Annotated in this window: 19 protein-coding genes; 12 read left to right on the top strand and 7 right to left on the bottom strand. The window is 61.4% G+C overall.

All coding sequences use genetic code 11. The annotated features are described in order from the left end of the window. The first annotated feature begins 89 nt into the window (after positions 1-89). From D0T11_RS19150 to D0T11_RS19140, 3 genes are all read left to right on the top strand, one after another. Complete coding sequence (locus D0T11_RS19150; protein ID WP_119657422.1) at positions 90-1,067, top strand: hypothetical protein; 978 nt, start codon at positions 90-92, stop codon at positions 1,065-1,067. 70 nt (positions 1,068-1,137) lie between these two features. Next, a complete protein-coding gene (locus tag D0T11_RS19145; protein ID WP_119657421.1) occupies positions 1,138-1,992 on the top strand; it encodes a hydroxymethylglutaryl-CoA lyase in 855 nt (284 codons plus the stop codon). A gap of 146 nt (positions 1,993-2,138) precedes the next feature. Continuing rightward, complete coding sequence (locus tag D0T11_RS19140; protein WP_119657420.1) at positions 2,139-2,873, top strand: (Fe-S)-binding protein; 735 nt, start codon at positions 2,139-2,141, stop codon at positions 2,871-2,873. A gap of 98 nt (positions 2,874-2,971) precedes the next feature. Here the strand turns inward: D0T11_RS19140 and D0T11_RS19135 are convergent, their stop codons facing one another. Next, entirely contained in the window at positions 2,972-3,373 is a 402-nt protein-coding gene (locus D0T11_RS19135) for a GxxExxY protein (RefSeq protein WP_119657419.1), read from the bottom strand. A 180-nt stretch (positions 3,374-3,553) separates the two neighbouring features. Further along, positions 3,554-4,429 (bottom strand): 4-hydroxy-tetrahydrodipicolinate synthase, encoded by an 876-nt coding sequence (dapA, locus tag D0T11_RS19130; protein WP_119657418.1) that lies wholly within the window; start codon positions 4,427-4,429, stop codon positions 3,554-3,556. A 129-nt stretch (positions 4,430-4,558) separates the two neighbouring features. On the opposite strand from dapA, the gene D0T11_RS19125 reads away from it, so the two are divergent. Next, positions 4,559-5,494, top strand: a complete 936-nt coding sequence (locus D0T11_RS19125) for a polysaccharide deacetylase family protein (RefSeq protein WP_119657417.1) — start codon at positions 4,559-4,561, stop codon at positions 5,492-5,494. 128 nt (positions 5,495-5,622) lie between these two features. On the opposite strand, the gene D0T11_RS19120 is transcribed toward D0T11_RS19125, so the two are convergent. Then, positions 5,623-6,075 carry a rhodanese-like domain-containing protein gene (locus D0T11_RS19120; RefSeq protein WP_119657416.1) on the bottom strand — a complete coding sequence of 151 codons (453 nt, stop codon included), beginning with the start codon at positions 6,073-6,075 and terminating at the stop codon, positions 5,623-5,625. Positions 6,076-6,242: 167 nt separating this feature from the next. After that, complete coding sequence (ligA, locus tag D0T11_RS19115) at positions 6,243-8,354, bottom strand: NAD-dependent DNA ligase LigA (RefSeq protein WP_119657415.1); 2,112 nt, start codon at positions 8,352-8,354, stop codon at positions 6,243-6,245. A 530-nt stretch (positions 8,355-8,884) separates the two neighbouring features. On the opposite strand from ligA, the gene D0T11_RS22220 reads away from it, so the two are divergent. Further along, positions 8,885-9,943, top strand: coding sequence for a hypothetical protein (locus tag D0T11_RS22220; protein WP_147374736.1), 1,059 nt, complete (start codon positions 8,885-8,887; stop codon positions 9,941-9,943). Between the two features lie 41 nt (positions 9,944-9,984). After that, positions 9,985-10,647, top strand: a complete 663-nt coding sequence (locus tag D0T11_RS19105; RefSeq protein WP_119657413.1) for an outer membrane beta-barrel protein — start codon at positions 9,985-9,987, stop codon at positions 10,645-10,647. A gap of 118 nt (positions 10,648-10,765) precedes the next feature. Here D0T11_RS19105 and D0T11_RS19100 read toward each other — a convergent pair whose 3' ends face one another. Together D0T11_RS19100 and D0T11_RS19095 are read right to left on the bottom strand one after the other, a co-directional pair. Continuing rightward, complete coding sequence (locus D0T11_RS19100; RefSeq protein ID WP_119657412.1) at positions 10,766-11,272, bottom strand: DUF4920 domain-containing protein; 507 nt, start codon at positions 11,270-11,272, stop codon at positions 10,766-10,768. Positions 11,273-11,318: 46 nt separating this feature from the next. After that, positions 11,319-12,107: a TapB family protein gene (locus D0T11_RS19095; RefSeq protein ID WP_147374735.1), complete on the bottom strand. Its 789-nt coding sequence runs from the start codon at positions 12,105-12,107 to the stop codon at positions 11,319-11,321. A 230-nt stretch (positions 12,108-12,337) separates the two neighbouring features. On the opposite strand from D0T11_RS19095, the gene D0T11_RS19090 reads away from it, so the two are divergent. Together D0T11_RS19090 and D0T11_RS19085 are read left to right on the top strand one after the other, a co-directional pair. Further along, entirely contained in the window at positions 12,338-12,571 is a 234-nt protein-coding gene (locus D0T11_RS19090) for a hypothetical protein (RefSeq protein WP_119657410.1), read from the top strand. Beyond that, on the top strand, positions 12,564-12,905 hold the full coding sequence (locus tag D0T11_RS19085; RefSeq protein WP_119657409.1) for a hypothetical protein: 342 nt from the start codon (positions 12,564-12,566) through the stop codon (positions 12,903-12,905). Before D0T11_RS19090 ends, D0T11_RS19085 begins: the two co-directional genes overlap by 8 nt. Before the next feature lie 99 nt (positions 12,906-13,004). Here D0T11_RS19085 and D0T11_RS19080 read toward each other — a convergent pair whose 3' ends face one another. Further along, entirely contained in the window at positions 13,005-14,774 is a 1,770-nt protein-coding gene (locus tag D0T11_RS19080) for a S41 family peptidase (RefSeq protein ID WP_119657408.1), read from the bottom strand. Between the two features lie 288 nt (positions 14,775-15,062). Between D0T11_RS19080 and D0T11_RS22215 the strand changes: the two genes are divergently transcribed. From D0T11_RS22215 to D0T11_RS19060, 4 genes are all read left to right on the top strand, one after another. Further along, complete coding sequence (locus D0T11_RS22215; RefSeq protein WP_147374734.1) at positions 15,063-15,254, top strand: hypothetical protein; 192 nt, start codon at positions 15,063-15,065, stop codon at positions 15,252-15,254. 40 nt (positions 15,255-15,294) lie between these two features. Continuing rightward, a complete protein-coding gene (locus D0T11_RS19070; RefSeq protein WP_119657406.1) occupies positions 15,295-16,782 on the top strand; it encodes a tellurite resistance TerB C-terminal domain-containing protein in 1,488 nt (495 codons plus the stop codon). Continuing rightward, a complete protein-coding gene (locus D0T11_RS19065) occupies positions 16,782-18,101 on the top strand; it encodes an ATP-binding protein (RefSeq protein WP_119657405.1) in 1,320 nt (439 codons plus the stop codon). The genes D0T11_RS19070 and D0T11_RS19065 overlap by 1 nt, the downstream gene beginning before the upstream one ends. A 155-nt stretch (positions 18,102-18,256) precedes the next feature. Then, positions 18,257-20,383 carry a DEAD/DEAH box helicase gene (locus D0T11_RS19060; RefSeq protein WP_119657404.1) on the top strand — a complete coding sequence of 709 codons (2,127 nt, stop codon included), beginning with the start codon at positions 18,257-18,259 and terminating at the stop codon, positions 20,381-20,383. Positions 20,384-20,398: the final 15 nt, after the last annotated feature.

Raw genomic sequence — 20,398 nt, 5'->3', positions numbered from 1 at the left:
TGGCGGCAAAATGGCGGCAAAATGGCGCAAGCAGAGGCCACGCATTCGGCTAGGTTTGCTTCCGTATAGCAACCCTATCTTTTCCCCGTATGAAAACGTTTTTTAAAATTCTGTCCGCCTTGGTGATGGTGCTCGTGCTGAGCGGTGTTGGGGGCTACTTCTACATGAGGCAGAAGTTTGCGCCGCCTGCCAACCAACTAGTCATCTCCGCCCTGCCCGCCACGGGTACCCTGCGCTGGCAGGCCGATACGGTAGCCAAAATTGCCGTGCCCCACGCCGAATTGCTGGTACCTGTTCGGCTCCCCAACTGCCCTCGCACCTGCTATCTGCAATTCGATACCGGCGCCCCCTACACGCTGCTCTACGCCCGCCAGCTGGCGGCGCTGGCCGAACGCTACCCCCACCTGGCCCCGGCCCTCGCAGTTCAGGAAAACGTAGTTCCGGAATTCCGCTTCGCTCTGGGAAGCAGCCAGGTAAAGGTGGGCCAGGCCCGGGTGCTCCTTAATGGGGCGGGCCAGCTCCCCGCCGATAGCCTGGCCCCGTTCATTATTGGTACCCTGGGCACTGATGTGCTGGAAGGCCGGGTGCTGGTGTTGGATTACGCCGCCGGCCGCTTCACGCTGGGCCATGAGGTGCCGCCTGCCCTGGCCGCCCGGACCCATTTTGCCCCCCTGACATTCCCCGAGCGCCGCGTGTTGCTGGAAGCAGGGGTAGACGGCGAATCCCGCCAGCTTTTGTTTGATTCGGGCAGTAGCGCTTATACCTTAATTACCAGCCAGCAAAACTGGCAGCGAATGGCCCTTCCCGGTGCTCCCGCCCGCACCGATACCACCAACTCCTGGGGCAAAAAACTGTTGGTCCATACCGTGCCAACCGCTGCCCGTTTCCGCTTCGGCGCTACGGATTTGCCCCTCGGCACCGTTACGTACATGGAAGGCATGAACCTGATGCAGCAGATGCTAACGCGCTTTTCCGGTCTGGAAGGCATGCTGGGCAATGAACCTTTCGTGGGTGGTACCCTCATTCTCGACGTGAAAGGCGGCCGTTACGGAGTGGTGGGCCGCTAATTGATGGGCAGGGTGTAGCGGTTTGCCGGGGGAGATTTTACCTTTACGCCCGCCCCCCAACCCCGACTCCATGCTCTACCTCACCGAATGCCCCCGCGACGCCATGCAGGGCTGGCCCACGTTCATCCCGACCACCGATAAAATCGACTACCTCAACGCCCTGCTCAAGGTGGGGTTTGATACCCTGGACTTCGGCTCCTTCGTGTCGCCGAAAGCCATTCCGCAGCTGGCCGATACGGCGGAGGTGCTCGATGGCCTCGATTTAAGCCAGTCGGGGACCCGGCTGCTGGCCATTGTGGCCAACCTGCGCGGGGCCGAAACGGCGGCTTCTCACCCCCAAATCCGGTTTATCGGCTTCCCGCTCTCAGTTTCCGAAACGTTTCAGCAGCGCAATACCAACAAAAGCATTGCCCAGGCTCTCGACGACGTGGCCCGGATGCAGGACATCTGCGCCCGCACCGGGCAGGAGCAGGTGGTATACCTGAGCATGGGCTTCGGCAACCCCTACGGCGACGCCTGGAGCCCGGCCGTGCTGGGCGAGTTCACGCAGAAGCTGGATGATTTGGGCGTGGGCATCGTGGCCCTCTCCGATACCATCGGGGCCAGCACCCCGGCCACCATCGGCCCCGCGTTCCGGGAGCTGACGGCCGCCTACCCGCACATCCGCTTCGGGGCCCACCTGCACACCACGCCCGCTACCTGGCACGAGAAAGTGCAGGCCGCCTACGAGGCCGGCTGCCGCCATTTCGACGGCGCCCTGGGCGGCTACGGCGGCTGCCCGATGGCCACCGATGAGCTCACCGGCAATATGCCCACCGAGCGGCTCCTAGAATTCGCCACCCAGGTCGGGTTGGAGCCGGGCCTGAAACCGGCAGAACTCGGCGAGGCTATGCGGCTGAATCAGCGCATCTTTGCGGGGCGTTAAGAACTGTCATTCCGACGAGAAATGTCATTCCGACGCAGGAGGAATCTGGGTTGAATTACTGAACTGTTGTCAACGATTCACCCCCAGATTCCTCCTGCGTCGGAATGACAGTTCTTGTCGGTTATCCACCATTCCCCTCTCTGCCCATGCCAACCGCCGTCGATATCTTCATTCCCTGCTTCGTAGACCAGCTTTTCCCCCAGACGGCCATGAATATGGTGAAGGTGCTGGAGGCGGTGGGCTGCGAGGTGCACTACAACGCCAACCAAACCTGCTGCGGGCAGCCGGCCTACAATGCGGGCTACAAGGAGCAGAGCTGCGAGGTGGCCCGCAAGTTCCTCACCGACTTCCCCACCGACCAGGAACGCTACATCGTGAGCCCCTCGGCCTCCTGCATCGGCATGGTGCGCAACACCTACGCCGACCTGTTTGAGGGCACCCCCGACGCCGGCCGCTACCACGGCGTGCAGCGCCGGGCCTTCGAGCTCACCGAGTTTCTGGTGGACGTGCTGGGCATCACCAGCATCCCGCAGGCCCGGCTAACCGGCAAGTACACCTACCACGATTCCTGCTCCGCCCTGCGCGAGTGCGGCATCCGCGAGGCCCCGCGCCAGCTTCTGGATGCCGTGCCCGGCCTCGAACGCCTCGAAATGGCCGAAACCGAAACCTGCTGCGGCTTCGGCGGCACCTTCGCCGTGAAGTTCGAGGCCATATCCGTGGCCATGGCCGAGCAGAAAGTGGAACACGCCCTGGCCACCGGTGCCGACTACCTCATCAGCACCGACACGAGCTGCCTCATGCACCTCGACGCCTACATCCGCCGCGAGAAAAAGCCCATTAAGACGCTGCACGTAGCTGATGTGCTGGCCAGCGGTTGGTAGAACGCGGATTATGCGGATTTGTAGGATTTCGCGGATTTCGGATACGGTACAAGTAGTTCGTTCCCACGTACACGCCGCTTGCATGAATGGCGGATACTTTACTGATTGAGTTTGTTGGCCTGTTGGCTTTTTACGAAGCGCTTAATGCGCAAGCTGGGCTCCCCGAAGTTTAGTAGTAGACCGACTTCCAATTGGTATGCATTGAGGTAGTTGATAATCTGAGCGAAATGGGTATTCGTGATTTCAGATAGAGCTTTCAGCTCAACCAACACATTTTCTTCCACCAGAAAATCAACCCGCCGCAGTCCCACGTTGTGCCCATCGTAGTAAAGGGGCATAGAAACTTCCCGGGCAAAAACTAACCCGGTTTTTTCCAACTCAATAGCCAGGCAGCGTTGATAAATGACTTCCTGAAATCCGGCCCCCATCTTCCGATGAACCTGGAAAGCTGCTCCTATAATCTTTTCTGTAATGTGATTGAACCGACTGTCAAGCGACATAGGATTGAGTCAATAGGTGGATAACCAAGAGAAAATAATCGGAAAGAAAAATACCCATAAACGTCAACTAACCAAATGCCCGATGCCAGGAATGAACGGCCAAAGCATCAGCTCGAAAAATCAAAAAAAAGGAAAGGGCGGTAGTAAACCGCCCTTTCCATCACCAAAATCCGCGAAATCCTAAAAATCCGCACAATCCGCGATTCTTTGCTTCAACCCTTCCGACGCCTCCAACAGCGGCAGGCGCACGGCATCGGCGCACATGCCCTGGGCGGCCAGAGCGGCTTTTACGCCCACGGGGTTGCTTTCCTCATACATGAGCGGGTTAAGGGGTACGAAACCGAACAGCAGCTGGCTGGCGGCCGGGAAGTCGCCGGCCAGGGCGTGGCGGGTCATGTCGGCGAAGCGGCGGGGGAAGGCGTTGGCCAGCACCGAGATGATGCCCGCGCCGCCGAAGCTGATGAGGGCTGTGGTCATCATATCATCGCCCGAAATGAGCAGGAAATCAGCGGGTTTGCCGGCGGCAATGGCCTGGCACTGCTCCAGGTTGCCGCTGGCTTCCTTGATGCCGATGATGTTGGGGTGCCGGGCCAGCTCCAGCGTGGTGGCGGCCGTCAGGTTGGAACTGGTGCGGCCGGGAACGTTGTACAGAATAACGGGCACCGGCGAGGCATCGGCCACGCGCTGGTAGTGGGCAATGATGCCGCGCTGGCTGGGCTTGTTGTAGTAAGGCGAGGCCGAGAGCAAAGCGTCGTAACCGGTGAAGTCGGTGGCCTCAATGGTGCGCACCAGCGCGGCCGTATCGTTGCCGCCCAGGCCGTACACCAGCGGGCAGCGGCCGGCAGTATGCTCACGGGCCACGCGCATAATTTCGGCCTTTTCCTCGGTGGTAAGGGTGGGCGACTCGGCGGTGGTGCCGTTGATGACGAGGTAGTCCACGCCGCCTGCGAGCTGGAAATCAATCAGCCGGCGCAGGGCCGGGTAATCCACGGCGCGGTCAGGAGTGGGGGTGAAGGGGGTAACGAGGGCTACGCCGGTGCCACGGAATTTGTCCATGCGGGAAATAAGCGGTTGATTTGTACAAGGGAAGACCCGCGGCAAAGATACAGCCGCCGGCAAGAAGGTCGGCCCGTCATCATTCAAAAGTACGGCCGGACCCCGTGTCCGGCCGCGTTATCCTCGTCCATGAACTTTCCGAAATACCCCCTGCTGGCCGCCGCGCTGGCAACGCTGGCCGCTTTGCCCGCCTGCAACGACGCCAAAACCGCCGCCACCGCCGAGAACACGGCCGTTGATGCCGCTACGGCGGCCATGACCGCCGACTCAGCCGAAACGGCCGAAACTACCACCACCGGCACGGCCACGGCCGCCACCATGAACAGCGCCGGCAGCCCGGCCACCATTCCGGCCGGCCGGCGCGCCGATGCGGCCACCATCACGGCCCGCCCCCAGGTGCCCATTCTGTGCTACCACCAGATCCGCGACTGGCGGGCCAAGGACTCGAAAGGGGCCAAGGACTACATCATTCCGGTGGATCAGTTCAAGGCCCACATCAAGATGCTGGCCGATTCGGGCTACCACGCCATCCTGCCCGACCAACTCTACGCCTACCTGACCACCGGCGCCACGCTGCCCAGCAAGCCCGTGATGCTCACCTTCGACGACACCGACCTCGACCAGTTCACCGTGGCCCGCCCCACGCTGGAAAAGTACGGTTTCAAAGCCGTGTACTTTATCATGACCGTGAGCCTGGGCCGCCCCAACTACATGAGCAAGGCGCAGGTGAAGCAGCTCTCCGATGAGGGCAACGTCATCGGTTCCCACACCTGGGACCACCACAACGTGAAAAAATACCAGGGCCAGGATTGGGTAACCCAGATTGAGAAGCCCACCAAGCAGCTGGAGGAAATCACGGGCAAGAAAATCAACTATTTCGCCTTCCCCTTCGGCCTCTGGAACCAGGAAGCCATTCCTGAACTCAAAAAGCGCGGCATGGACGCGGCCTTCGTGCTGGCCGAAAAGCGCGACCAGCAGGACCCGCTCTTCACCATCCGCCGCATTATCGCCAGCGGCTACTGGACTCCCCGCACTCTGCACAACAGCATGGTGCAGAGCTTCTAACCGGAAGCAAGTAACAGAAAAGCGAAAGCCCCCACCCGTCATCCGGAGCTCCGCAAGTAACAGAAAAGCGAAAGCCCCCACCCGTCATCCGGAGCTCCGGATGACGGGTGGGGGCTTTCGCTTTTCTGTTACTTGATGTCGTTCTTCAGATCCTGGTACGCGCCGGCATTTACTACGTGCTTAAACCCTTTTTCCTGCATGAGCACGGCCGTTTTGTTGCTGCGGTTGCCGCTGGCGCAGTACACCACGTAGGTTTTGTTGGGGTCGAGCTGCTGGAGCTGCGCGGCCACGTCGGGGGCGCGGAAGTTGAGGTTGCCGGCCCCGGGCAGATGACCGGTAGCGTACTCCTCGGGCGTGCGCACATCCAGCAGCACCACGTTGGGCCGGCCCAGGGTTTGCTTCACCTGAGCTACCGGTGTTACGGGTACGGTTGGGTTGGCAATAGCACCAGTTTCGGTGAAAAGGGCAGTCTTTTGGGCGGCAGGTATTTCCGTTTTCACTTCCTGGGGAACGGCTGGTCGTTGAGCCAGTACGGCCAGGGGGGCGGCGGCCAGGGTGGTAAGCAGCAAGTAACGAAGCATCGGAATCAGGTTTAACGTGGTGGATGCAATAAAGACACGCCGTTGCCGGGCGCGTTGCCTGCCGGAAATTTCGGGGCGGTTAATTCAACAATAGGGAGAACGGTGCGGTAATTTTTCGTGTAACAATTTAAATTGTTACACGAAAAATTGTCACACTACCCGATTGCCTAAAACAACGCGCCTTGCTCGTACGCGGCCGATGCAACAGCCGCCGCCGAGCCCGGCGTTGCGGCTGTTGCATCGGCCGCGTCGCCGGCGGCGGGCAGCATGGCCAGCAGGTCGGTTTCGCTGATGATGGGCACGTTGAGGCTGGTGGCTTTTTCGCGCTTGGCGGGTCCCATCTTGTCGCCGGCCACCAGGAAGCTGAGCTTCTTGCTGATGCTGCCCGTGATTTTGCCGCCGTGCTGCTCAATCAGGTGGTGCAGCCCGTCGCGGCTGTGCTGCTCGAACACGCCCGAGAGCACGAAGGTGAGGCCCGCCAGCCGGTCGCTCTGGGGCTGCGGGGCCTCGCCCGTCAGGGCCAGCTGCACGCCGGCGGCCCGCAGTCGCTCCACCAGCGCCTGGTTTTCGGGCTCCCGGAACCAGGCCGCCGCCGACTCGGCAATGACGCCGCCCACCTCGGGCACGGCGGCCAGCTCGGGGGCCGTGGCCGCTGCCAGGGCTTCCACGGTGCGGTAGTGGGCGGCCAGCTTCTCGGCCACCGTTTCGCCCACGTAGCGGATGCCCAGCCCGAACAGGACCCGGTCGAAGGGTATCTGTTGGCTGAGGGCCAGCCCCGCTACCAGCCGCTGCACCGATTTCTCGCCCATACGCTCCAGCTGGGCCAGCTGCCCGGCTTTGGCCGGCAGCTCGTAGAGGGAGGCCGCGTCCGTCACGAGGCCCAGATCGAAGAACCGGCCCACCGTTTCAGCCCCCAGCCCATCAATATCCAGGGCCTTGCGCGACACGAAGTGCTCCAGCTTGGCCTTGCGCTGGGGCGGGCAGCCCCGGTCGTTGGGGCAGCGGAAGTGGGCCTCGCCCTCGGGCCGGAGCAGCGGGGTGCCGCAGGCCGGGCACTCGGTGGGGTACACGATGGGCTGGCTGCCTTCGGGCCGGGCCTCCAGATCGACACCCGTTACTTTGGGAATGATTTCGCCGCCTTTCTCCACGAACACCAGGTCGCCGAGGCGCAAATCGAGGGCGGCAATCTGGTTGGCGTTGTGCAGGGAGGCCCGCCTGACCACCGTGCCGGCCAGGGGCACCGGTTCCAGCAACGCCACCGGCGTTACGGCCCCGGTGCGGCCCACCTGGTACTGCACGGCCAGCAGGCGGGTGCGGCCGGCCTCGGCGGGGTACTTGTAGGCAATGGCCCAGCGGGGGCTTTTGGCAGTGTAGCCCAGCAGCTCCTGCTGGCGGAAATCATCCACTTTGATCACAATGCCGTCGGTAGCTACCGGCAGCTCAAACCGCTTCTGGTCCCATTCGTGCACGAAATCGAGCACCTGCTCCAGGGTGGCGCACCGCCGCCAGGTATCCGCTACGGGCAGTCCCCAGGCGCTCAGGGCTTCCAAAGAGGCGCTGTGGGTAGCAAACTGAGCGCGGCCGGGCATCAGGAAGGCGTAGGCGTAGAAGCGCAGCTTGCGGGCCGCCACCTGGGCCGAATCCTGGAGCTTGAGCGCGCCTGCGGCCGCGTTGCGCGGGTTGGCCAGCTGGGCCTCCCCGTTGGCCTCCCGCTCCTGGTTGAGCTCGGCGAAGACGGGCAGGGGCATAAATATCTCGCCGCGCACCTCAAACTCCGGGGGTTGGGGCGCGCCGGCCGGCCGCAGGTGCAGGGGCACGTTGCGGATGGTGCGCACGTTGCTGGTCACCACGTCGCCGCGGGCACCATCGCCGCGCGTAACGGCCTGGGTGAGCTGGCCGGCTTCATAGGTCAGGCTCATGGCGGCCCCGTCGAATTTCAGTTCGCAGACGTAGGCCGTTTCCGCGCCCTCCAGGCCCTTGCGCACCCGCTCGTCGAACTCGCGCAGGTCGGCTTCGGAGTAGGTATTGCCCAGGCTGAGCATGGGGTAGCGGTGCTCGGCCGTCGGGAACTGCTTGGTAACGGTGCCGCCCACGCGCTGGGTGGGCGAGTTGGCTTGGGCGAATTGCGGGTACTCATCTTCCAGCCGGGCCAGCTCGGCCAGCAGCCGGTCAAACTCCTGGTCCGATACCTCGGAAATATCGCGCTGGTAGTACTGGTAGTTGAGGTGGTGGAGCTGCTCGGTGAGGGCAGTAAGGCGCTGCTGAATATCGGTCGTCATAGGAAGCCGGGCGGGTTAGGGCCGCAAGCTACGAATTGATGAGGAGGACGCGGAAGGGTAGTAAGCGGAAAACCCGGACGGGTGAGCTGCGCCTATAGCAGCTTCGCGCACCCTACACCCGGGTTGTAGCGCCGCCGCTTTGCGGCGCGCCGTTCGCGCCGGTCGGCTGGCCTCGCTCCACGACGAGCCGCAAAGCTACGGCGCCACTACAGCCTGCACGGGCACCCTGTTGGCGAAACCGCAGTATGTTGGTTAAGCCGACTCCGGCCGGCTGATTTTATACCGCGCCATGCCAGCATTGACTGGTTTACAAAAAAGCTCTGGTGGGTGATCTTAAATCGGTGAAAAAAACCCTACTTGCGCCTACTATTCTGAATAACTACGCAGACAGGCTCAGGCTCGCACCAGACTGACCTTTTCGACCATTTCTATTTTTCACCCTTACCTGTTTTTATGTTCCCTTCCCTTCCCTTCCCTTCCCTTCCCTTCCCCGCAGAGCTAGCCTAATAGCTCTTGGGATACTCGCTACGATGGCGAGTTGCTCAAAAGAGCAAGCGGAGCCAAATCTGGCGCAGAATGACAAACCAGTACCAGCTGCTGCCACCACCCAACAAGACCTTAAAGAAGCCTGGAATACTTTCGTTACGAAAGTTAAAAAGGGCGAATGGAAAGACGCTTTTGGGCAGTATGTTAGTGATGACACTTGGGTGGAGACGGCCGCCAATAGGGAACGGGCCTCCCGGCCCAAGCAAGATGCTGGCAAAAGGGAGTTCAAACGCGTTATTACCCGCGCCAAGAACGGCGACCTCACTTCGCTGCTCATTCCAATTGATGAGCCCTGCGCAGGTGATGCACTTGAGTGTGGCGGTAGCGGTGGCGGCGGTTTTCCAGCGCCGACTTACACCTTTATTACTACCGAAATGGTGCAGCCCTACAGTTCACCGCCCAACATACAATCAACAGGCACTGCCACTGCTATGCGGCCAACCGGATTTTACACAGCGGAGAATCCGAACGGCTATTTGTATGATTTGAAAATCGTGAAAGGGCGAGGCCAAACTCAACCAACATTTTACGACAGCCGCTATTATCATAACATAGGGGTTAACCTCAATGGTGGAGCTGGAGGGGAATATATTTATGTCTCGTTCAGTAGAGATATTATTTTTTATCATCGAAATAATATTTTTGGTAAAGGTAGAGATGAAGGTGAGTATGATTCCTCTAATAATGCAATATATAGGCCCATCACTAATGTTCGATCAGAAGCGAATACATTGGGTAGGCCAAATTACTATTATTTCTCTGCTGATGGGTACGACTATTCTCCTATTTGGGCTGAATCACCTTTTCCTTCTGTTGAAGGTGATAAGATGAAATTCTCCGATTTGAATGATGGAGCAGGAGGAAAATTTATCTATGCTTTTCAATCCAGATCTTTAAATTCAGGGAATCCTATTGAATTAGGTGTATTAACAAGTAACAGCAGCAGCACTCAGCCGCCAACTCAGGGTTGGGTAAGGGCAAGTGGCGACTTGAACGAAGGTGCTGGCGGAGATTACATTTATCTGTACATCAGACGTAGGTAGGGTGCTGCTAATTCTCGTTAGATAGTCATTGGTTCATCGACATGCGTAATATATTTCTGCTTTGTTGCTCTTTGCTTGGTCTTCCAGCTACCTTACTAGCTCAGGAAATAGCACCCGCCCCATTCGCTCGCTGGTATGGCAGCGTTCAATACGGCCGGCAAACCTACCAGTTGTTCAATCCTCCCAAGCTCGAACCCTGGCTTACCAATGCACGGCGGACTCAGCTTTCGACGGGCTATCAATTGAACCCCAGCTGGGCTTTTCAGGTAGGCTGGGGCTACAGTGGTAACAAATTCATTACCGATAATTTCGGGACCAATACTAGCGGCCAGCCCGTTACTGAACAAGGTTGGACAAAAGACCGAAGTCATGCCTTCTCTGCTGTTGCCCGCTACACCTTCTTGCGGTTTCCACTCCAAAAATTCCAGTTAGAATGGATAGCAGGTCCGGTTTTATTGCGTCGGCGCAATTGGGGTGAGTTTACTCGCACAGAAAACGGGGTAGTAACGGAAAAACGATTGAACGATAACCGCGCCACTGACTGGTATGTAGTTGCAGGGCCAGGACTGAGTTACGCGTTGGGTCGGCATTTTCAGGCTACCTCCGAATTGCTTTTCAACCGAAATCTGCGCACTACCAAGTACGAAATAAAAACGTTTCGTTCGCTCGGTATAGGCCTGCGCTACCGGTTTGGCTACAAATAGAGCCGTTTCTGAAAAAAAACAAATCCCCCGGTGGCGGTGCTGCCGGGGGATTTGTTCGTTCTGCGGTACGCGTCAACTACTGCCTGATCGGGTCCGAATCAACGAACAATAAAAGCCGCTACTTTACTACCAGTACCCCGTCGGCCTCAAAATTAAGCTGCTGCTGGGGCTCCGTAATGGCGGCTATGTCGGCGGCCGACTTACCGGCGTCCTGGGCGAAGTGGCGCAGGTCGGAAACGGGCACGGTTTCGCGGTGAGCCCAGCCGTTGATGACCACCGTTTGGCCGCTGATGTCCTTGGGTACGAAGAAGGCGTAGTTCTTGAACCGGACGCGCATTTGCTGGCCGTCGGGCGTTTGCATCGTCAGCCAGCAGCCCTTGGCCTGGCACACGGCCTCGGCCTTGCCCACCAGCTTCACCCGGGCCGAGTCCTGGGAGCCGAGCAGCGCCGGCAGGGCCGACAGCGGCTGGGCATCCTCGCTGGTGGTGGTGGCCCCGTAACTCTGGCCGGTCAGCAAAGCCGGAGTCGTCGTTGCCGGGACGGTAGTAGCCGTAGCGGCCGAGTCAGTCTGGGGTTGGCAGGCGGCCAGCAGCACTGCGAAAGCCGGAAGGGAGAGAAAGCGCATAGCGGAGAAACGGGGGCTACCGTAGCCCTCCTTGGAAGCCCTGAACTTACGATTTTTTGACTTTGTACTTGGCTTTTTCGGCCGACTGACCAGCCTTTTGGATGGCCGTCAGCAGCCGGACTTCGGCCAGCCGCCCCTTCTTGTCATAGACCTCCGTTTTCACCAGCCCAACGGCCGGGGAGTAATAATCCACCACGCGCACCGTAGTGCGCATCACAATATCGGCCCGGGCCACGGTGGCACTTTCGCGCTCGGCTTCCACCTGGTAGCAGGAAAAGGTGCCGGCCGGCGTTGTGATGGTTTGCTGGCTGACTACGCGGCGCTTGCGCACCCGGGTGTACACCTCCGCAATGTGCACGGCCGAGCTGCGCACATCTACCGAAATTCCGCCGTCGGGCAGCTCCGAGCCAACGGTAGGCTGGTTGGGCCAGGCCAGGGGCGTGGGCGAATAGGCAAAAATCCGGTCCCGGAAGGAGCTCAGCTGGTCGGGGTTGAGCTGGGTGAGGCCGTCGGTGAAGGCCGTGTCGCGGCGGCAGCGGAAGGTAAGGTCGCGCAGGTGCTGAAGCCGGTTTTTGGCGTCGTAGGTGCCGCTCTTGAGCAGCACGGTAGTCGTGGTTAGCGTCTGTTTTTTGCTTTGTTCCGAGTCCAGGCGCACCACCCGCTCCCGCACGGTGCCCAGGGGTTTGCCGTGGTCGTCCTGGCGCTGGTATACCAGCTCCATGTTATCGTAGAGGCCGAAAGGGTGGGGGCAGTCGGCCGGGGCCGTTTGGGCCAGCAGGGCGGGAGCCGACGCCGTGCCGACCAACAGAGCAAGAGAAAAAGTAACGGAACGCATGGGTAGGGGAAAAGTGGGAATCCGGCCGGGAAACCTGCATACGCAAGCTGCACTATTTGGATTTTGCCGGTTTGTTAGAACGAGTACGTGGGGCTTGTCAAAAGCCTTGCCAGCCCGAAAACGTAACTTGGGCCGCCCGGCAGCATTTGTCAGCAGCGAAGGTACTGCCACCCCTTCCTCATCCGGACCCGGTTCCGACTTTCTTTTACGCATACTTCTTACTACTGAAAATGCCTGAACAAGCTACTTCCTGGGCCGATACGGCCGCCTCGCTGCTCTCCAAGCTTTCGGGCGGGGTGGAGCTGGCCCTCAATTTCGAACAGATGGAATTGCAGGTGCCCAACCCCCAGAACGCGGCCACGCCCACTACCTGGCGGCTCAACGGCTCGCTGCGCATCCGGACCCGGGGCGAAAATCCGCCCTCCGGCGCATTGCCCCCGGTTACCCCCGCGCCTCTTGGCTAGCGGCCTCGACATCGAAGCGCGCCTGGTCATCAGCCTCGATGGCGACGATGTGCAGGTGGCCGGCTCGGGGGGCTACCTGATTGTGAACCTGCCCAGCCAGCGCGTCCTCGACAAGCTAACCAGCGGTCCGCCCAAAGACCCGAATGCCCCCCCCAAACCGAAGAACCGCAACGCCCCCAACCCCATGCAGGAGCTAAACGGCCTGGCGCACCGTCTGGGCCTGGTGCTGGAGCTACGGGTGGCCGGCAAAACCTACGTCACGTTCGGCACCGGCCGCTCACCCAAAATATCGCTCAACGCGGTACTGGGTAAGATCGGGTCCTTCTTTAGCTAGTGGGGGCTGGTTGTTGGGGGTGATGAAGCGGTCCGGAGCATGGGCGTGCGGTTTTCCGCGTGGCAGACCCAGGTTGCGGCCAGTTGCGGCCACCTTCCTTCACTGCGCCCGCAGCCATTCTATGGCCTGTTGCAGCGTCGCGTCCAGCGGCCGGCCAATAGGGCTTGGGGTGGGCATAACCGGCAGATCCGGGGTAAGGCCCCGGCCCTGGTAAACTTCTCCCTGGGGCAGTACCCGGCGGCCGGTGAAGGTGAGCTCGTAGGCGCGGCCGATGCTGACGAAATTCATTTCGCCGTTGGTGCCGCCGGTGGCCTGGCCCAGCAGCACGCCGAGGCGGTTGTTGCGCACCAACGTGGCTACCGTTTCGCCGTAGCTGTACGTATCGGGGCCGGTCAGGAAGACTTTTGGGGCGGTTAGCAGCGGCAGTTGGGGGAGAATGGGCGAGCTGGCCGTTGCCAACCAGCCCGGGTGCCCGAAGTTGGGCTGATGTAGCAGGGGCGTGGCAATGCTGTCGGAAAGCAGGGGCTCAGCCGTGAAGTGGGGCAGGATGCGCAGCAGGTCGTAGTGAGGACGGCGGCGCACATCCACTACCAGAGCCCCGGCGGCTTGCAGCTGCGGCAGAGCCCGCCGGAAATCCGCGTAGCGCAGCCGGGTCGCATCGAGGTACACAATGCCCGGGGCCACTTCGCGCACCGGCCCCAACGGCTCGGAGTGGCTGCCGCGCAGCTGGCGGAACGCCCAGGTCTGCGTCCGGGTGCGGCCCAGCGAATCGCGGAGCGTAAACGCCGCCGAGGCGGCCGTGGCGGCCAGTTCCGGCAGTAGTTGGCGGGCGGCCAGCTGGCGGGCTACGGTGGGGCTGGTGGCCGGAATGGTGCGGCGCAGGGCTTCCAGCAGCGGCCCTGCCGGCTGGCCGTTCAGGTGGGTCAGGACCGCTCCCGGGGCTACGGCCGACGCCAGCCCGGCGGGTACCCGGTGCACCACTACGGCGCTGTCGGCCCAGGCCAGTTCCAGGGCCAGGGGCGGAGCCGTCAGGTGCAGACCGGTGCGGGTGAGGGGGCTGAAGCTCAGGTGGCGGTCGGGCAGGCGGGCCAGCAGCCGGCGCACAGCGGCCAGCAACTCGGTTTCGGTGGTGGCCCTGCCGGCCTGCTCCAGCGCGGCCGGCAGGGCCTCGGTCCACCCGGCACGGTCGAGCACGGCCTGGTAGGGGTAGAAGTGGCGGATGATGTTCCAGGTGAGCATGACCGTTGCCATACGTTGTTCCGGGGTGGCGGCGGATAACTGCCGGACCCGTCGCCCCGGCCGGTACCGCAGCCGCAGCCGGTGCTGAGCGGCCGTCAGCACCAGCGGCAGGGTCAGGTGCACCGAATCGGTGAGGGCCTCCGTATACGTCGGCCCGTCCGGGAAAGCGGCTGCCGTTTCCGTCGCCGAGACCGCCTCAATCCGGCTCTCATAGTGCAACCCGCCCAGCCGCATCAGTCCGGTTACCAACCCTAAACCGGCCTTGTCAAGCCCCAGCCCGCGATGCTCCCAGTAGAAGCCCGCCGCAGCGGGCGGCGCGGGAAGAATAGCGGTACCAGTGCCAATAGCCAAGCGGCAGCCGGGGGCCAACGGCCGCAACAGCCGGTCGAGAGTAGCGGCCAGGGCCTGATCGGTGGGGGCATGGCGCACGGCCGGAATGGCGCGGGTCAGCACTGTTTCCCAGCTTACGCGGGCCGTGTGGCGGTTGGGGTAGAAGTACTTGAGGTCGCCGACGGCCCGGGCCAGGGCCGTGAGGTTGCGGGTTTCGCGGGCGGTCAGGGTGTCGGGCGGGGCCGGGGAAGCGACGGTGAGGTTCGAGTGGGTCAGCAGTAAGCCCAATAGGAGCAGCATATGGAACAAAAAAACGGGGCGGCGGTACTTTGCCTGGAGTACGGCCACCCGTCGGGCGTTGCATGGTTGCGGCCGGATGGCAGTTCTGTCAGCCAACCCGGGTGTCGATAACTGATGTTACCCCCTGACTTCGTCAGCGCTCCAGAAAGCTCCTTCAGCTGCTGCCGAAAAGGCCCTTGCCAAGCAACCCGCCGAGATAAGGCGTAGGCGTAATCAGTAAGCAGATGATAAGCAAGAAATATTTTCGCTCTAAACGATGGCAGAGTTGCGCTTAAAAACAACATCGGAGTGGTCCGTTACCATGGCGGCGGGCGCGGCGGCAGTTTCAGCCCCCAACCCCTGCCCGGCCTGACAGCGGCCCAGCCGCCGCTCTACCAGCATTTGCTGGCCACCCACGCCCGGCAGGAGCAGGAGCCGCCGCCCCCGACCTACGTGGCGGCAGGCGTGGCAGAGTGCACGGTACCGGGCGAATTGCCGTAATTTGTAGCCGCCGCCGACCGCAATTTTCCCGTTTTCCGCCATGCCAACCGACTCCGCTGACGACTCCATCATCGACGTAACGGGCCTATTACTGAAGCTGAACAATGCGCTCCAATGGGCCAGCGCCGACCTGCCCCGGTCTACGCCCGCACTGCCGCCAACGTCCGGTTACTCGTACTACAACGATTACGAGCCGCCGAGCCTCGCCCGGTTCTATAAGGAGAAGCTGGCCCTCACGCCCCGGCAAATCAGCTGGCTCAACCGCTTTCCGCTGCCAACCAATACGTTTCTGGATGTGGAGGCGGGCCGCGAGGCCACCGTGCGACTGTACCTGGCTGTGCTGCCGCTGCTGGAGCAGCAGCTCAAGTCCGAGGGCAGTACCCTGGCCCAGACGGTGAAAACCCTGGATGGCCGCGCCAAGTCGTTGCGCTACTACGCCAGCACGACGTGGTACTACACGCCGCCCAAAACCGGGGCCGATACCTACCTGGCTATTTTCCGGCTCTGCGAAAACGCGGCGCGGGCGCACCTGGGCCACAAGCGTAAAATAACCAGTCTGTTCGGTGGCTCCCTGGCCGAGCTGGAACCTGATTTCCGGGAGCTGCTGGGGCGGCGGGTGCCGCCGCTGCTACCGCCGCTACTGGCCCTGCTGCCCGCCCCCGACCATGCTACCGAGCGGCTCCTCAACAAGCTGAACACCAGTCGCTGGAAAGCCGAGCTGGCGCAACTGGTAACTAGCCCCGCTGCCAATGCGCCCGCCTTCGTGGCCGCCCTCGATGCGCTGGCGGCCCGCAACGCCGACAACCCGGCCGTGGGGGCGCTTTACCAGGAGGCCACTAAACGCCTGGCCGCCCGGCACCCCGAGGCCGCGCTGGGCTACCACCTGCGCTACCTGCATGGTGTAAAAGCCCGCTACGCCGAAGCCAAACCCCTGCCCAAGGCTTTGCAGAAACAGCTGTTTTCGCAGCCCGAGCAGGCCAAGCGGTTTCAAGTGATGGTGAACGAGCTGGCATTCTCTCAAAACCTGGAAGAGGCCCTGGCCAAACTGCCGAAAGTGTACGAGGTGCAGCGCCGCAAAATCGAGCTGGACCGCCACGCCATCCACGCCGTGCGCGACCAGCATAGCGGCACCGTGGAGCTGCTCAACGAATACCTGCGCGACGAAACCGTTGCGTCCCCGCCGCCGGGGAAAACTCCCGCGCCGGCCAAGCCTGCAAAATCCCGGAAAGTAGCTGCCAAACCGCCCCGAACGGCCGCTGATCCGCCCCCCCCCGCTGCTGCCCGTTGCGTTGGTAGCCTGGTCCTGGATATCCCGCAGCGGGTGCTGTTGCAACTCTTCGCCGCCCACAAGCTGGCTTTGTCGCAGGCCCAGGTAGAAGCGCTGGCTATCAGCCACGGCACGCTGCGCCACCAGCTCATCGACGGCCTCAATGAGGCGTGCTACGAGCTGCTGGACGACGTGCTGGTGGAGGAAACCGGCGACGGCTACACCATTTACCAGCCTTATTATCATAAGATTACTGCCTGATGATCGACAACATAAAACCCAAGGAAGCCACGGCCATCGTCAACTCGTTGCTGGGCGGCGTGGTACCCAAGCTGGGGGTGCAGCACATTACGGTGGGCCGCTCGCCCGAAATTGCCGCGTTTTTGCAGGCCCTGAATGATGTCAAAAACGGACACAGCATGGTCAAGTTCTGGATTGGCGACTTCGGCTCCGGCAAGTCGTTTATGCTGCACCTGCTGAACACGGTGGCCCTGAAGCAGAAATTTGTGGTGGCCAATGCCGATTTCACGCCCGACAACCGCCTGTATGCCAACGACCACAAGGCCGTGGCCCTGTACGCGGCCATCATGGACAACATCGCCATCCAGACCAAGCCCGAAGGTGGGGCACTGGCCACGCTGCTCGAAAAATGGATGGAGCAGGTGATGAGCCGGGTGGCCGCCGCCGAGAACATTCCGCTGCCCAGCATCCGCGACCAGAAGCACTTGCCGAAGGTGCAGGCCGCCATTATGGCCACTATTCAGGAGCTGACCGACGTGGGCGGCTTCGACTTTGGCACGGTGGTGATGAAGTATTACGAGGGCTACGTTACGGGCAACGATACGCTGCGGCGCGACGCGCTCAAGTGGCTCAAGGGCGAGTACCGCACCAAAACTGAGGCCCGGCGCGACCTGGGCGTGCGCGAAATCATCAACGACCTCAACTACTACGACATGCTCAAGAACTTCTGCCGGTTGTTCGTGAGCATGGGCTACAGCGGGTTTATGATAAATCTGGACGAGGCTATCAACCTGTACAAAATAGCGTCGTCGGCCACCCGCGAGAAGAACTATGAGAAGATTCTGACCATTTACAACGACTGCTTCCAAGGCAAAATCGAGCACTTCTTCCTCAACTTCGCCGGCACCCGCGAGGTGCTCGAAAACGAGCGGCGCGGCCTGTTCAGCTACCAGGCCCTGAAGTCGCGGCTGGAAACCAATAAGTTTGAAACCAGCGCACTGCGCGACTTCGCCCAGCCCGTCATCCGCCTCATGCCGCTCACCCACAACGAGGTGTTCGTGCTGCTGCAAAAGCTCAAGGAAATCTTCGATTTCAACTACCAGAGCCAGCTGGCCATCACCGATGCCGACATTGAGGCCTTCATGGAAGAGATGTTCAACAAACCCGGGGCCAGCGAATTCCTCACGCCCCGCGAAGTCATCCGCGACTTCCTCAACATCCTGAGCCTGCTGCGCCAAAACCCGGAGCTGGATAAAAAGCAGTTGTTCGGCGACATTCAAATCCGCGACGAGCGGCCCGGTGCCAACGACTCGGCCGTGGATGCCATTGAGGTGCTGTGAGTTTTTTTGAGCTGTTAGCTGACAGCTTTCTCGTCATTCAGCCCTTTAAGGAGAGATACAAATTTTTGCGTCTCTACCCCATTCCTGGCTACCTCATAAAGTTCATCAGAACGAAAAGCTAGCAGCTAATAGCTGACAGCTAACAGCTCCAAAAAATGGCCTTCCACCTGCTCGCCGAGCCCATTCGCCGCTACGTGCGCGACCAGCGCTGGCAGGAACTGCGCCCGATTCAGGCGGCGGCTATCCAGCATATTCTGGCCGACGACGACAACTATATCCTGGCCTCGCGCACGGCTTCGGGCAAGACGGAGGCGGCGTTTCTGCCTATTCTGTCGAAGGTGGATTTTGGGCGGCCGGGCGTGCGGGTGCTGTACGTGTCGCCGCTCATTGCCCTTATTAACGACCAGTTTCAGCGCGTGGAGGCCTTGTGCCAGTACCTCGCCGTGCCTGTGACCAAGTGGCACGGCGAATCCAGCCGCGCCGACAAGAAGCGCCTGCTGGCCCAACCCCAAGGCATCGTACTCATCACCCCCGAGTCGTTGGAAGCCATGTTCGTGCACTCGCCCTCCAGCGTTACAACGCTGTTCGCCAGCCTAGATTACCTGGTGATTGACGAAATTCACTCTTTTCTGGGCACCGACCGGGGCCTGCAATTGCAGTCGTTGCTGGGGCGGCTGCGGCGCGTGAGCCGAACGCGGCCGGCGGTAGTGGGCCTGTCGGCCACCATCGGCGACTACGCGGAGGCCAAGCGCTTTACCGGCGAGGCCGCGCGCACCAAGGTGCTGCTCGACCGCGCCGGTAAGGAGCTGCTCACGCGGTTTCGCTACTTCGCGGCCGACCGCCACGGGGCCGATCTGCCGCTCGATTTGCTCAAGGATTTGTACAAGCAAACCAGCCATAGTAAAGCCCTGATTTTCCCGAACACCCGTGGCCTGGCCGAAGTGGTGGCCGTGAAGCTGCGCCTGATTTCGGACCGGGTGCACGGGCACCCGCACTACTTTTCGCACCACTCGTCGGTGCACAAGGAGGTGCGCGAATACGTGGAGCACTTCGCCAAAAACAACCAGCGCCAGCCCTTCTGCATTGCCTGCACCTCCACCCTGGAACTGGGCATCGACATCGGCTCGGTCGATAAAGTGGTGCAGATTGACGCGGCGCAGTCGGTGGCCTCCCTCATCCAGCGGGTGGGGCGCAGCGGGCGGCGCGATGGGGCGGCCAGTGAGCTGCTGCTCTACGCCACCAATGCCTGGAGCCTGGTGCAGTCGCTGGCCTGCTGGCTGCTGTATCAAGAGGGCTTCGTGGAGCCGCTGCGGGCCGCCCGCCACCCCTATGATTTGCTGCTGCACCAGGCCCTTTCTATTGTGAAGGAGCGGGCAGGTATTGGCCGGATTGCGCTGCTTAAGGAGTTGCTGGACAATAGCCTGTTCGAGGAAATAGCGCCGGCAGCGGCCCATGAAATTCTGGACGAGTTACTGCGTATTGGCTGGTTAGAGGCGCTGGGGCCGGAGCTCATTATCGGGGTGGAGGGTGAGTTCACGGTCAACTCGCGGGAGTTTTTCAGCGTCTTCAAAACCGAGTCGGTGTTTAAAGTCGTCCATGCCGGCAAAACGGTGGGCGAAATTCCCTATTCGATCCAGGTGCAGGAGCAGGAAAACCTGTTTCTGGCCGCCCGCACCTGGAGAATCACCAACATCGATATGGCTGCCAAGCGCATCGAGGTAGTGCCCGCCCGCGACGGCAAGCGCCCCGCCTTCTCGGGTGGCGGCGGCACGGTGCACCCGCGTATCCGCGAGAAAATGCTGGCCATTCTGGCCGCTACCGACGAGTACCCGGAGCTGGACGAGCCCAGCCGACTGGCTCTGCGCGGCCTGCGCCAGCAGTTTGCCGGCCGGCCCTGGCCGGCGCAAATGACCCACGAGCGGCCCGCGCTGCTCAAGGAAAGCGGCCTGGTTTTCTATACCTTCACCGGCACGAAAATCAACCGCAGCCTAGCCTTTTTGCTCCGGCAACTGGAGGTGGAATTCATCTTCGATGAGCGCGCGAGCAGCTTCGGCCTTGGGGTGGCCGCGCCGCTGCTGCCGGCGCTGTTCGAGCAGCTGCGCCTGTTCGCGCTGGACGTGGATTTCCACCTGCACGATGCGCTAACCCAGAACCCGGCCCTGATGGATTTCGCCAAGTGGGGTGCGCGGCTGCCCGCGCATTTGCAGGTAGCGGTGCTCAAGGAGCGGTACTTCGACTTCGCGGGCGCGGCCGGGTTTCTGCGGGATGTGGTGGTGGTATAGGGGCGGAGCGAAAGG

The sequence above is a fragment of the Hymenobacter rubripertinctus genome (assembly GCF_003583925.1).
GTDB lineage: Bacteria > Bacteroidota > Bacteroidia > Cytophagales > Hymenobacteraceae > Hymenobacter > Hymenobacter rubripertinctus.
This window is presented reverse-complemented; position numbering and strand designations above follow the sequence as displayed.